The sequence below is a fragment of the Pseudomonas sp. MYb541 genome, from assembly GCF_037479595.1.
GTDB classification, from domain to species: Bacteria; Pseudomonadota; Gammaproteobacteria; order Pseudomonadales; family Pseudomonadaceae; genus Aquipseudomonas; species Aquipseudomonas canadensis.
Genome location: NZ_JBBGYS010000010.1, coordinates 48,318 through 61,178, shown reverse-complemented (window position 1 = coordinate 61,178; position 12,861 = coordinate 48,318). Strand labels below are relative to the sequence as shown.

14 protein-coding genes and 1 pseudogene are annotated in these 12,861 nt (G+C 61.1%); 9 read left to right on the top strand and 6 right to left on the bottom strand.

What is annotated here, in order from left to right:
* Position 1: 1 nt before the first annotated feature.
* On the bottom strand, positions 2-520 hold the full coding sequence (locus WH299_RS08585) for a DUF2569 domain-containing protein (protein WP_122725853.1): 519 nt from the start codon (positions 518-520) through the stop codon (positions 2-4).
* Positions 521-547: 27 nt separating this feature from the next.
* Positions 548-1,591: an alpha/beta hydrolase family protein gene (locus WH299_RS08580; RefSeq protein WP_339550051.1), complete on the bottom strand. Its 1,044-nt coding sequence runs from the start codon at positions 1,589-1,591 to the stop codon at positions 548-550.
* Positions 1,592-1,723: 132 nt separating this feature from the next.
* Between WH299_RS08580 and msrA the strand changes: the two genes are divergently transcribed.
* Positions 1,724-2,230: a peptide-methionine (S)-S-oxide reductase MsrA gene (gene msrA, locus WH299_RS08575; protein ID WP_123474384.1), complete on the top strand. Its 507-nt coding sequence runs from the start codon at positions 1,724-1,726 to the stop codon at positions 2,228-2,230.
* Positions 2,231-2,274: 44 nt separating this feature from the next.
* On the opposite strand, the gene WH299_RS08570 is transcribed toward msrA, so the two are convergent.
* From WH299_RS08570 to WH299_RS08555, 4 genes are all read right to left on the bottom strand, one after another.
* Entirely contained in the window at positions 2,275-2,721 is a 447-nt protein-coding gene (locus tag WH299_RS08570) for a hypothetical protein (RefSeq protein WP_339550050.1), read from the bottom strand.
* Between the two features lie 125 nt (positions 2,722-2,846).
* Positions 2,847-4,097, bottom strand: coding sequence for a flavin-containing monooxygenase (locus WH299_RS08565; protein WP_339550048.1), 1,251 nt, complete (start codon positions 4,095-4,097; stop codon positions 2,847-2,849).
* A 184-nt stretch (positions 4,098-4,281) separates the two neighbouring features.
* Positions 4,282-4,722 carry a type II 3-dehydroquinate dehydratase gene (locus tag WH299_RS08560; RefSeq protein ID WP_028617196.1) on the bottom strand — a complete coding sequence of 147 codons (441 nt, stop codon included), beginning with the start codon at positions 4,720-4,722 and terminating at the stop codon, positions 4,282-4,284.
* A 17-nt stretch (positions 4,723-4,739) separates the two neighbouring features.
* The gene (locus tag WH299_RS08555; protein ID WP_028617195.1) at positions 4,740-5,162 is read right to left on the bottom strand and encodes a RidA family protein; all 423 of its coding nucleotides are present in this window, start codon (positions 5,160-5,162) and stop codon (positions 4,740-4,742) included.
* A 182-nt stretch (positions 5,163-5,344) separates the two neighbouring features.
* Between WH299_RS08555 and WH299_RS08550 the strand changes: the two genes are divergently transcribed.
* The 8 genes and pseudogenes from WH299_RS08550 to WH299_RS08515 all read left to right on the top strand — a co-directional run.
* Positions 5,345-6,313 (top strand): LysR family transcriptional regulator, encoded by a 969-nt coding sequence (locus tag WH299_RS08550; RefSeq protein ID WP_122725874.1) that lies wholly within the window; start codon positions 5,345-5,347, stop codon positions 6,311-6,313.
* A 281-nt stretch (positions 6,314-6,594) separates the two neighbouring features.
* Positions 6,595-8,112 carry an amino acid ABC transporter permease/ATP-binding protein gene (locus WH299_RS08545; RefSeq protein ID WP_339550047.1) on the top strand — a complete coding sequence of 506 codons (1,518 nt, stop codon included), beginning with the start codon at positions 6,595-6,597 and terminating at the stop codon, positions 8,110-8,112.
* 25 nt (positions 8,113-8,137) lie between these two features.
* The gene (locus WH299_RS08540) at positions 8,138-9,010 is read left to right on the top strand and encodes a phytanoyl-CoA dioxygenase family protein (RefSeq protein ID WP_122725878.1); all 873 of its coding nucleotides are present in this window, start codon (positions 8,138-8,140) and stop codon (positions 9,008-9,010) included.
* Positions 9,011-9,052: 42 nt separating this feature from the next.
* Positions 9,053-9,883, top strand: a complete 831-nt coding sequence (locus WH299_RS08535) for an ABC transporter substrate-binding protein (RefSeq protein ID WP_323624225.1) — start codon at positions 9,053-9,055, stop codon at positions 9,881-9,883.
* Between the two features lie 54 nt (positions 9,884-9,937).
* Positions 9,938-10,669 (top strand): class II aldolase and adducin N-terminal domain-containing protein, encoded by a 732-nt coding sequence (locus WH299_RS08530; protein ID WP_339497951.1) that lies wholly within the window; start codon positions 9,938-9,940, stop codon positions 10,667-10,669.
* 9 nt (positions 10,670-10,678) lie between these two features.
* Positions 10,679-11,353: a DUF1028 domain-containing protein gene (locus tag WH299_RS08525; RefSeq protein WP_122725882.1), complete on the top strand. Its 675-nt coding sequence runs from the start codon at positions 10,679-10,681 to the stop codon at positions 11,351-11,353.
* Positions 11,350-12,507: an acetylornithine deacetylase gene (gene argE / locus WH299_RS08520; RefSeq protein ID WP_122725884.1), complete on the top strand. Its 1,158-nt coding sequence runs from the start codon at positions 11,350-11,352 to the stop codon at positions 12,505-12,507. Before WH299_RS08525 ends, argE begins: the two co-directional genes overlap by 4 nt.
* Before the next feature lie 196 nt (positions 12,508-12,703).
* Positions 12,704-12,811: pseudogene (locus tag WH299_RS08515) on the top strand (MBL fold metallo-hydrolase); the annotation flags it as partial.
* Positions 12,812-12,861: the final 50 nt, after the last annotated feature.

Sequence of the window (12,861 nt, the reverse complement as noted above, 5' to 3'; positions counted from 1 at the left end):
CTCAAGAGCCGACGGTCGTGTGCGCGTCAGCGCTCTGCGGCTTATGCATGACAAACGTTGCCTTTACCCGTCTGGAGACCAGCATGTAAGGCACCCATATGAACAAGGCGATCAATGTCCGTGCCAGCTCTTTTGTCGTGTTGGCGTCGAAGATGGGTTCATCTACGAACACTAATGAGCACACCCAGGCATCGAGCGGAATGAACACCGCCGACGCAATCACCGTTGCGATATAAACCTTGGGAAATAGATAGTGCTCGGTGATGAAGAGGTAAATGAGGTACGCGTAGGTGGCGACAAACAACACATTAATCAGCGCTTCCGACACCAGAATCGGCGCCCACAACGGGTTGTACAACTCAGTCCCAGGCGTCGACAGCAGGGTAAAGGTGCCATCCGCAAAAACAGGGTAATGCACCGCAAGCAGGCTATAGGCCGTGCGGGAAATCGAGATGACCAGGCCTATTACAATGAGCACGAGCCAGCCTCGTAACCCTCTCAACTCTTCGCTTTCTTGCATGTTGCGCTCCATGGGTGACTCAGTTGATCAATGGCTGAACGATTGCTGCAGAAACGCAGTCATCAGTCCTACCACCTGTTGTTGGATCTCTGCCCTTGGCCGAGCCCCTTCTCCATCCCGGCAAATCATGCCATCGCCCGGCGAACTTTCTTCAATCAGCTCCATGCCGCCCGGCTTGCAGATCGACATGAACGTGAAGTGAGTGGCGTCGCCGATCTCCACGTACTGGGTCGAGGCTTTGGGCAGGCGCTTGACCAGCGCGGCGGATTCCAGGTTAGGGTCCATATCTTCCGTGGGCACGCCACCCGCGATCACCAGCGCCGGTACGGAAAGTGCGGCCAGACTGGCGTCGGTGAAGCCGGGCGCGAGGCCCAGGTCCAGGGACACAATGGCGGTGACGCGTTTGTCGCTCAAGTCCGCGGCCAACTGGGCTTTGCCTTCGGGTGTGCCGGCGGGGTTCATCTCGTGGTAACCCATGCAGCCGCCGAGCTTCGGGTGTGCGTTGCAGACTTGGGTGAACAGATCGGGATCGAAACGCGCGCCAGCAATCTCGAGCACGGTCCAACCGCCGAGGGAGTGGCCGACGGCGGCAATCCGGTTTTTCGCCACCGCGCCAAATTGCTTGGGCTGGGCCAGGACTGCGTCGATAGCGCGACTCAGGTCGGCCGGGCGTTTCCATAATTGAGCGGCGGCCTGCGGGCTGCGATCTTTGGTGGTGGTGCCAGGGTGGTTGACTGCCGCCACGATGTAACCTTTGTGCGCCAAGGCACTGGCCAACCACACCTGTTTGCCCCAATTACCGCCGTAGCCGTGGGAGAGCACGACCAAAGGATGCTCACCGGCAGCCGGTGGTGCGTCTGTCACCGCGAGGGCGCCGATGAACACCCCGTTGTCGGCGATCAGCTGGGGTTCTGCGGTGGTTGCAGCTGCGGGATACCAGACCACCATTTCCAGCGGGCGGCTGGTCTGCGCGTCGGGCAGGGTGGTGGTCTTGAAGCCGACAGGGCTTTCGGCCGCGAGGGCGGGCGTGGTCAGGCAAAACACAAGCAGGGCGCGCAAGGCGGTTTTCATTGTTGTTATCTTCCTTGATTTTGGTCGCGCATCATTACCTGAAACCGATCGTCTGGGTACCCCCCTTTACCCTTGGTATTTGCCAACCCAACCCCATAACTTGCCTGAATCCATTGCGCGGAAGAACCGACCATGACCAACCCAACCGAAACCGCCATCCTTGCCGGCGGCTGCTTCTGGGGCATGCAAGACCTGTTGCGTCGCTACCCCGGCGTGCTGCACACCCGCGTCGGCTACACCGGCGGCGATGTGCCGAATGCCACCTACCGCAACCATGGCAACCATGCGGAGGCGATCAAGATCGAGTTTGACCCGGCGGTAATCAGTTATCGGCAGATTCTGGAGTTCTTCTTCCAGATCCATGACCCGAGCACACCGAACCGACAGGGCAATGATCTTGGGCCCAGTTATCGCTCGGCGATCTATTACCTGAGTGAGCAGCAACGGGATGTGGCCGAGGATACGGCAGCGGATGTGGATGCTTCGAAGTTATGGCCGGGCCGGGTGGTGACCGAAATTGAGCCGGCGGGGCCGTTTTGGGAAGCGGAGCCGGAGCACCAGGATTATCTGGAACGGATTCCCAATGGGTACACCTGCCACTTTATCCGGCCGAACTGGAAGTTGCCGAAGCGGGGTTGAGAAGGCGCAACGGAAGGGGACGAATCAGTCGGTCCCCTTCACGGTTAGCCAGCACAACTCTGCTTGTCGATTTCGAATCGCCCAACCTCTTTTACGTTTTTACTGCCAAAAATGTAAATGAAGGTGCCGCCCAGTGTGAGAATTGACGAGTCTTTTGGCATCTGCGCGGTGCAAACAGCCTGGGTGATGTCTGAGAACGTCGCGTCCAGGTCAAAGCTATCAGGCTGGGTATCGTAATTGACCAACGTGTAATAGAACCTTATCGCGTGGCTGTTAGCCGCTTCCGCCCGGTCGAACCTTATATCCTCGTTGACCATTCGATTACGAGCCGTCGTTCGCGCGGTCAGGATGATCAGGTCGCTGAGGTAGCTGGGTTTGCTGGGCTCGGGTGTTTCTTCGAAGGCCTGTTTTATCAGCACGCCGGCCAAACCCGCAAACAGTAATCCCCACGCCGAATACCAAAACACTTTCCTGGTTTTTTCTGTTGCCACGTCATCGTTTCCTTGTGTCCCGGGGCAGCACTACCGGCTGTTCCCTGGCTAAATCCATGGGGTAATAGAGCCCATGTTGACACAACACCGATGAATCGAGAAAACACCAAACCATCGTCAGGGCGTTAGGATTTGCCGTACGCCATGTACTCATTCTGCAACACGATGTGGTCCGCTACATACTTCGCGTCGTGCCACACCCCGTAGATAAACGATGACGCGCGGTTGACCAGATTCGGCAGGCCTAAAAAGTAAATCCCGCTCTGCGCGGAGATCCCGCGCTTGTGGAACGGCTCGCCTTTCTCATCGAATGCATCGACCTTCAACCAGCTGAAATCGAACGTGAAGCCAGTGGCCCAGAGGATCGTGGTCACGCCTGCTTCTGCCAGGTCCAGGCTCAACATCGGATTCACCAAACACTCAGGATCTGGCAACAGTTCCCAGGCCTGCGGTTCTAGGGGAAACGGCAACCCGTTCGCCTCGATATAGGCATCTGCATCGCGCAGCACATCAAAGTAGGCGCGATCCCCTTGAGCCACGTTCTCGGCCAAGCCGGGTTGGAAGGTCATGACGCCGTCTTTCCAATCCTCGGTGACGCCCACCAGATGAATCCCTTGGTGCGCCAGGCGGCGGAAGTCGACCGTCTTACCGCCTTCGTAACCGCTGACCGCGAAGGCGACGTGCTTCTTCTTCGGCTGGATTTTGACTTCATCCCATAGGCCCAACGCACCCAGCCACCAGCAGTAATCGCGACCGCGATAGGCGCGGGGAGGGCGGTAGTGTTCGCCCACCGAGAGGTACACGGTCTTGCCGGCCTTTTGCAGTTCTTCGGCGATTTGCGAGCCGGAGGCGCCAGCGCCGACGACCAGCACGGCGCCCTCGGGGAGTTGGCCGGGGTTCTTGTAGGTGCAAGAGTGCAGTTGATGCAGCGGCGCGTTGGTCGGGACGATGTTCGGGATGGAAGGGCGCTGGAACGGGCCGGTGGCGGCGACCACATTGGCGGCTTCGATCACGCCGGTCGATGTGGTCACCTTGAAGCCGGGTCGTCCCACATGACGCTCTACCTGCTGCACCTCGACGCCGGTGCGCACGGGGGCCTGCAATTTGTCCACGTAGGCTTCGAAGTAGTCGGCCATACGCTCTTTGGGGGGGAAGGCTTCCGGCGAAATGCCTTCGAATGTGAGGCCGGGAAACCGGTCATGCCAGGCCGGCCCGTTAGCGACCAGGGAGTCCCAGCGCTCCGAACGCCAGCGTTCGGCGATGCGGTGGCGTTCCAGCACGATATGCGGCACGCCCATCAGCGATAGGTGTTCGCTCATGGCGACGCCGGCCTGGCCTGCGCCGACGACCAGGGTGTTGATGGTTTCTACTGACATGGTCGGTTCCCGAGGATAGGTTAACTATTTGTGGTGAGCGGGCTTGTCCCGCGCTGGGGCGCGTAGCGGCCCTGATCAAGTCATGGCGTTCTTTCAGGCAAACCTCGCTGTCAGGTGTGGGGCCGCTTCGCACCCCAGCGCGGGACAAGCCCGCTCACCACAACAGCTCGGCTGTGTCTGAAGCTTATGTTTCTAAAAGCTCAGCCACGGCTGTGAGTGCCAGTTGGTAACCCAGCGCCCCCAACCCGGCGATCACACCGGTGGCGGCCTTGGACACGTAGGAGTGGTGCCGGAAGCGTTCGCGCTTCCAGATATTGCTCATGTGCGCTTCGATGATCGGACCGTCGAAGGCCAGCAGCGCATCAAGGATCGGCACCGAGCTGTAGCTGAGCCCAGCGGCGTTGATCACGATGGCGTCGGCGTTCAATCGTGCCTCTTGAATCCAGTCCACCAGCACGCCTTCATGGTTGCTTTGGCGAAAATCCAGGGTCAGGCCCAGGGTCGCGGCGAGGTCTTGGCAGCGGGCTTGGATGCTGGCAAAGCTTTCGCTGCCGTAGGTGCCGGCTTTGTCCAGGCCGTAGAGGTTGGCGTTGGGCCCGTTGAGGAAAAACACAGGGTGGGTCATGGCGTACTCCAGGTTATTCAGGGCTGCCAGTCATCCGGCACAACCGCAATCACGTCGATTTCCATCAACCACTCCGGCTGGCCCAAGCCCGAGATCACCAGCCCGGTCGAGATCGGGAATACGCCTTTGAGCCACTTGCCGACTTCCTGGTACACCGGCTCGCGGTAGCGCGGGTCGATCAGGTAGGTGGTGGTCTTCACGATGTGCGACAGATCAGAACCCGCCTCTTCCAGCAGTTGCTTGACGTTCTTCATCGCCTGTTCGGCCTGGGCGCGTGGATCGCCGAGGCCAACCAAGTTGCCGTCGAAATCAGTGCCGATCTGGCCGCGCACATAAATGGTGTTGCCGGCGCGCACGGCTTGGCACAGGTCGTTGTCCAGCGTCTGGTTGGGGTAGGTCTGTTGGGTGTTGAACATGCGGATGCGGGTGTGGGTCGGCATAACGGCAACTCATGGGAAGCGGGATGCCGCCAGCTTCACACTGGCCCGGTTGCGACGAAACCAGCATTTGTGCGGGGTAGTGCTTAGGAAAAACCGAAGCCCGTGCAACTCATCGCCTAGCGCCTGACCCGGCACGAACCCTGCAACGCTCCCGGTACAGTCATTGTTGAGGGGCAGGCGTGATGCTCAGTCGTATTACTCAGCGTCAACTGGAGTATTTCGTTGCGTCGGGAGAGGCGGGCAGCATCAGTGCTGCCGCTGAACGCATCCACGTGTCGTCGCCGTCGATCTCGGCGGCGATCACCCATATGGAGGCCGAGCTGGGCATCCAACTGTTTATCCGCCACCACGCCCAGGGCATTTCCCTCACGGCGGTGGGGCGCCTGGTGATGCAGGAAGCCAAGCTGATCCTGGAACAGATGACCAACCTTTACACCATCGCGTCGGAGTCCTTGAATACCGTGCGCGGGCCGTTGCGGGTCGGCTGCCTGGCGTCGCTGGCGCCGATGATCACGCCGGAATTGGTGTTTGGTTTCGGCCGTGCGTTTCCCGGCGTGCGGCTGACGCAAGCCGAAGGCAACCACGAAGAGTTGCTGGAAAAACTGCGCAGTGGTGAGCTTGATATCGCCCTGACCTACGACCTGGTGACCAGCCCGGACATCGACTTCCAGCCCCTGGCGCAGCTGCCGCCCTATGTGATGGTCGGCGAGTATCACCCGCTGGCGAACTCGCCGGCTGTGAGCATGCAAGACCTTGAGGCTTACCCGGTGGTGCTGCTCGACACACCGTGGAGCCGCGACTATTTCCTTAGCCTGTTTATCCAGGCCGGCACCACGCCGAATATCATCATGCGTTCCACCAATCTCGAAACGGTGCGTGCCATGGTGGGCAACGGCATCGGTTATTCCTTCGCGAATGCGCGGCCGAAATCGAACCTGTCCCAGGACGGCAAGCGCGTGATCCGCCTGCGCCTGGCCGGCGCCCACCGGCCGATGCGCCTGGGCTACGCCACGGCCAGCAACACTCAGCTGTCGCGCGTGGTGTCGGCGTTTGCCGAGCGCTGCCGCATGTTTGTGTCCGACCAGTACATCCCCGGCATGGCGCCGCCGAGCTTTTTTGACCCGCATGCAGTACGGGCGATGGCGGTGTGAGCTGAGATTGCACCAGTAAGTGGCGTGCGCAATACGGCCAATTCAAGCCTGCACCAAAGGTGGGAGGGGGCTTGCCCCCGAAAGCGGTGTGTCAGCTACCTATCAGTTGGCTGACCCATCGCCATCGGGGGCAAGCCCCCTCCCACATTGGATTTTGGTTGCTCTCAGGCTGCATAGGTTCTGCCTACCCAGTGCCCCGGCTTTTACGAATTGACCCCAACCGCCTCCCCCCACGACTCTGAACCCATCGATGTAGATCAACTTCTCAGGGCACAGCGACGATGACATTCGACTGGAATTACATGTTTGGTTTGCTGGGCGATGCCGAGTTCTGGCGCGCGACGTGGACGGTGATCAAGCTCAGTACCCTGACCTGGGTCTTGAGCATCGGCCTGGGCTTTCTGCTGGCGCTGGCCAAGCAATCCAGGCACGGCCTGCTCAGCGTGCCGGCGCGTGGTTATATCTGGCTGTTCCGCAGCCTGCCGCTGCTGGTGCTGCTGATCTTTATCTACAACCTGCCGCAAGCGTTGCCCGGCACCTCGGCGATCCTGGCCGACCCTTTCTGGTCCGGCCTGCTGGCGCTGGTGATCTGCGAGACTGCCTACGTGGCCGAGATCCATCGCGGTGGCCTGCTCTCGATCCCCAAAGGGCAGGGCGAAGCGGCGCGGGCGCTGGGCCTGAAGTTCTTCGGCACCCAATGGCGCGTAGTGATTCCCCAGGCATTGCGGGTGGCGTTGCCGTCGCTGGCCAACGAATACATCTCCATCGTCAAGCTCACCTCGTTGGTGTCGGTGATCTCGCTGACCGAGATCCTGATGGTCGGCCAGCGTCTGTATTCGCAGAACTTCCTGGTGATCGAGACCATGGCGGCGGTGGCTTTCTTCTACGTGTTTATCGTCACGGTGTTCGACTTCCTGCTTAAACGCCTGGAGCGCTTTCTCGACGTCAACCAGCGCAACGTCTCCCGCGTTCCCGATGCAGCGGTGCTGGCTCTGGCCACCCAACAGCGCATCGCCTTGGCACGCCCGGCCAGCAACGGCGAACCCGCGTTGCAAGCCGCACGGCTGCACAAGGCCTACAACGATATCGAGGTGCTGGGCTCGGTCAACCTGCAGATCCAACCCGGCGAAGTGGTGTCGGTGATCGGCCCGTCCGGCTCTGGCAAAACCACGCTGATCCGCCTGCTCAACGGCCTTGAACAACTGGATAACGGCGAGATCAGGATCAACGGCCAGCCCTTTATTCACCTGAACAAAGTCGGCGCGCAGAAACCCCAGTACATCGAGCACGCCGAACATCGCCTGAACATCGGCATGGTGTTCCAGAGCTTCAACCTGTTCCCGCATTTGAGCGTGCTCGACAACCTGCTGATGGCGCCGAAATACCATCGGCTGGGCGCGACGTCCGAGCTCAAGCAACAGGCCTACGCACTGCTGCACAAGGTCGGCATGCTCGACCACACCTGGAAATACCCGCACCAGCTGTCCGGCGGCCAACAACAACGCGTGGCCATCGCCCGCGCCTTGATGATGCGCCCGCAGATCATGCTGTTCGACGAGCCCACCTCGGCCCTCGACCCGGAGAAAGTCAACGAAGTGCTGCAAGTCATCGAAGCCCTGGCCGAGGAGGGCATCACCATGGTGATTGTCACCCACGAGATGAACTTCGCCTTCAAGGTCTCCGACCGCATCGTGTTCATGGAGAAGGGCCGTGTGGTCTGCGACGACACGCCGGGCGCCTTGCGCAGCGGCCACAACCCACGCGTAGAGGCGTTCCTCAAGGACGTCTCGCTGGCGTGACCTTTCAACGTTCAGGAAAAACACAATGATCGAGCAAGCGCAAATCGAACAATTCCAGCGTGACGGTTTCTTGGTGGTCGAAGGCGTGTTGTCGCCGGAAGAAGTGGCCGCGTTGCAGCACGATTTCGACCAGTGGGTCGAAGAAAGCCGCAGCCACGCTCAGGGCTGGGGCGCCACCGTCGATGGCCGCGAGCGTTTTGACCTGGAGGGCGATCACCGCGCCGATCACCCGTCGCTGCGCCGGGTCAGTTCGCCCACCGAGATTTCAGCGGCCTATGAACGCGTGGCGTTGCACTCACGCATGGCGGCGATTTCCGCGCAGTTGATTGGCGCCCACGGCACGCGCTTTCACCACAGCAAGATCAACTCGAAACTGCCCCATACGGCGACCCAGGTGAAGTGGCACCAGGACTTCCTGTTCACGCCCCACAGCAACGACGATATCGTCACCGCCTTGCTGATGGTCAGCGAAGTGACCCCGGAAAACGGCCCGCTGAACGTGATCCCCGGCAGCCACAAAGGCCCGCTGTGGTCACACTGGCAGCACCAGCGTTTTACCGGCTCGGTGGACGACGCTGTCGTCGAGGAACACTGCCAGCAACCGGTGGCCTGCTACGGCCCCGCGGGCTCCGTGTGCTTCATGCACACCCGCCTTTTGCATGCTTCCAGCCCTAACGAGACCGAACTGCCTCGCACCCTCTTCATCAGCGTGTACGCCGCTGAAGACGCGCTGCCATTCGGCGAAAACCCTCTGCCCAGCGCACATGCCGGCCTGCTGGTGGCCGGTGAAGAAAGTGGCTTGGTGCGTTCCACGGACAACCACATGCGCTTGCCGCAAAAGCCCCGTGGAGCTTCGTTCTTCGTGCAACAGGCCGGACAAGACTCAGCCACTGCCTAGCCACATTCCTTGCTACTTACTAAAACCTTGCAGGTAATCACCATGACAGCGTTTCGTAAAAGTGTTCGTCCCCTTGCCGTGTGCCTGCTGGGCGCTGCGGTTGCGATGACTTCGTTGGCGGCTTCGGCGTTCCAGCAGGACGGCAAGATCATCGCCGGTTCCGACGTAACGTTCTTCCCCTATGAGTACATGGATAACAACAAGCCCGCGGGCTTTGACATCGAGTTCATGGACGGCCTGGGCAGGGTCATGGGGCGCAAGGTCGAGACCCTCGACACGCGTTTCCCCAACCTGATCACCGGCTTGCAAGCCGGGCGTTTCGATGTGACCAATTCGTCGATGTACATCACGGCGGAGCGGGTCAAGGTCATCGACATGATCCCTTACCTCAAGAGCGGCGAGTCGATCCTCACCCTCAAGGACAGCAGCTTCCAGCCCAAGACCCCGGAAGAGTTCTGCGGCCACAAGATCGGCTCGATGGGCGCCACGTCGTGGTTGGCGCAGATGAACAAGCTGTCGGCCGAGTACTGCGTGGCCAAGGGCCTGAAGCCGATCCAGATCAGCGAATACAGCACCGACCCGCAAACCACCCAGGCCCTGCTGGCCCACGCGGTTGAAGCGCAGATCACCGACGCTGCCGTGGCCCGTGGCGTGATCGACAAGCTCGGCAGCCGCGTGGTGATTTCCTCCGACACGCTGATCTACCCGGTGCTGAACGGCTTCGGCGTGAAGAAGGGCAATGACACGGTGAAAAAAGCCTTGCTTGAAGGCCTGGAAAAATACCGCGCTACGCCGGAATACGCCGCTTTGCTCAAGAAGTACAACTTCGAAGCGCCTACCGATGCGGACATCGCGGCACTGATGCCGAAGTAAACCTATCAGCGCGTGCCGCATTCGCATGCGGCCGCGCCCTGCGGAGACCGATTCATGGCGTTATCCCACGAAGACCAGACGCGCATCGACCTGGCGGCGACCTTTCGCATCATCGCGCACCTGGGCATGCATGAAGCGGTGGCCAACCACTTCAGCGCCGCGGTGTCGGCCGATGGCAAACAGTTTTTGCTCAACCCGAAGTGGAAGCACTTCTCCCGTATCCGCGCCAGTGACCTGTTGCTGCTGAACGCGGACGACACCTCCTGCGCCGAAAACCCCAACGTGGACGCCACCGCCTGGTCAATCCACGGGCAAATTCATCGGCTGCTGCCGCAAACCCGCGCGGTACTGCATTTGCACCCGGTCTACACCACCGCCGTGGCGTGCCTGGCCAAGCCGCATGTCCCGCCGATCGACCAGAATACCGCGCGCTATTTCAACCGCGTGGCGGTGGACGAGCTGTACGGCGGCATGGCCGACACCGAGGCCGAAGGCGCGCGCCTGGCCGGGCTGCTGGATGGCAAGAGTCGGCTGCTGATGGGCAACCACGGCGTGATGGTCACGGCGGGTTCCATCGGTGAAGCGTTTGACGATATCTGGACCCTGGAGCGCGCCTGCCAGATCCTCGTCACCGCCTGGTCCACCGGGCAGCCGTTGCGGGTGTTGTCCGATGAAGTGGCGGAAAAAACCGCGCGCAGCTGGGAAGGTATTGCCGATTTCTCGCGCCAGCACTTTGAAGAAATGAAGCAGTTGATGATCGACGCAGACCCTTCCGTGCTCGACTGAGGACTCCACATGACTTTTTCCGTTGTCGCCCGCTGCGCCGAGACGGGCCAGTTGGGCATCGCCATCAGCTCATCGAGCATTGCCGTGGGCGCGCGTTGCCCGTGGCTGCGGCCCGGCGTGGGGGCGGTGGCGTCGCAGAACATCACCTTGCCGAGCCTGGGGCCGCAAGTGCTGGACCTGTTGGAACAGGGGGTAGCGCCGAGTGAGGCGCTGACCGCCTTGGCTGGGCAGGATCACAGTGAATATCGCCAGGTGACGGTGATTGATAACGCAGGCCGCACGGCGCATTTCAGCGGCGCGCAGACCCTGGGCATCCACCATGCGGTGAGTGGCGAGCAGTGTGTGGCGGCGGGGAATATGCTCGCCCAACCTGCTGTGATCGACGCCATGGTGGCGGCTTTCGAACAGGCCTCCGGACATCTGGCCGACCGCCTGCTGGCGGCGATGCACGCCGGTTTGGCAGGCGGTGGTGAAGCGGGGCCGGTGCATTCTGCGGCACTGGTGGTGGTGGATGACCTCTTGTGGCCCATCGTCAACCTGCGCGTGGACTGGGCGGATGAAGACCCCATCGGCGCCCTCGACCAGCTCTGGCAGGCTTATCGCGGGCAGTTGCAGGCCTACATCGACCGCGCCATCAACCCACAGACCGCACCCGGCTACGCCGTACCGGGAGACGACCGATGAACAGCCGCGACCTGCTGGCGCAACTGGTGCGTTTTGACACCACCAGCCGCGAATCCAACCTGGCCTTGATCGACTTTGTGCGCACGTATTTGCAGGATCACGGCGTGGCCTGCGAGCTGGTGTACAACGAACACAAGAGCAAGGCTAATCTGCTCGCGACTATCGGCCCGGCGGAAGTGCCCGGTATTGTGTTGTCCGGGCACACCGACGTGGTGCCGGTGGATGGGCAGCGCTGGAGCGTGGCGCCGTTTGACCTCACCGAGAAAGACGGCAAGTTGTACGGCCGTGGCACGGCGGACATGAAGGGTTATATCGCCTGTGTGCTGGCGTGTGTGCCGGCCCTGGCGAAGGCTTCACTGCGCATGCCGGTGCACATTGCGCTGTCGTATGACGAAGAAGTCGGTTGCCTGGGTGTGCGTTCGCTGATCGAGCGATTCCATGGGCAACCGGTCAAACCGCTGCTGTGCGTGATCGGCGAACCCACCGAGCTCAAGCCTGTACTCGGCCACAAGGGCAAACTGGCGATGCGTTGCCACGTGCACGGTGCGGCGTGCCATTCGGCCTATGCGCCGACGGGCGTGAATGCCATTGAATACGCCGCGCGCTTGATCAGCGAACTGGTGCGGCTCGGCGAAGCGCTCAAGGCGCCGCAGCATCTGGATCAGCGTTTCGATCCGGCATTTTCCACGGTGCAGACCGGCCTTATCAACGGCGGCAAGGCCCTGAATATCGTCCCGCAGGACTGCAGTTTCGACTTCGAAGTGCGCTCCTTGCCGAATCAGGATCCCTGGCAGGTTGCCCGGCAATTACAGGTATACGCCGAGCAAACCCTGCTGCCGGCGATGCGGGCGGTGAGTGGGCAATCGGCGATCAGTCTCAGCGAGTTGTCCAGCTATCCAGGGTTGGCCACGTCGCTGGAAAGTCAGGCCGCCGAGTGGGTGGCGCAGTTCTGCGGCTCAAGGGAATTCGGCACCGTGGCTTTTGGCACTGAAGGTGGGCTGTTCGACCAAGCCGGCATTCCCACGGTGGTGTGCGGGCCGGGCAGCATGGAGCAGGGGCACAAGCCGGACGAGTTCATCAGCGTGGCGCAGTTGCAGGCCTGTGATCGGATGCTGGCGCGGGTGCTGGGGTTTGTGAGCCAGCCTGCAAACTAAGGTATACACGGCCCATACCCAGGTAGGATTCCGAGCGTTGTAGCCCCGTCGCACACTGTTTGGCAGGCGAGACATTCGCCTTCAAACAACAGGAGAGCGACCATGACAACCCTACTGAAAGCCCCGACCGAAGAACTGGTGCCGTCGCGCTACGCAGTGCGCGTCGGCGAAATTGATGTGCTGGTGATCAGTGACGGCGAGCGGTGAGTTGTTCGTGGCTACCCACCTGCCGTTTCCGTCCGTGGGGCGGGTGGTGGTGGATGGGGATGCGTTTCGCTGGGTGGCGGCGTTTTGGGACTTTTGATGGTTGGCCGAGTTTTTTTTGGGGGAGCAGGCTTTGGTGGTGAACAGCCT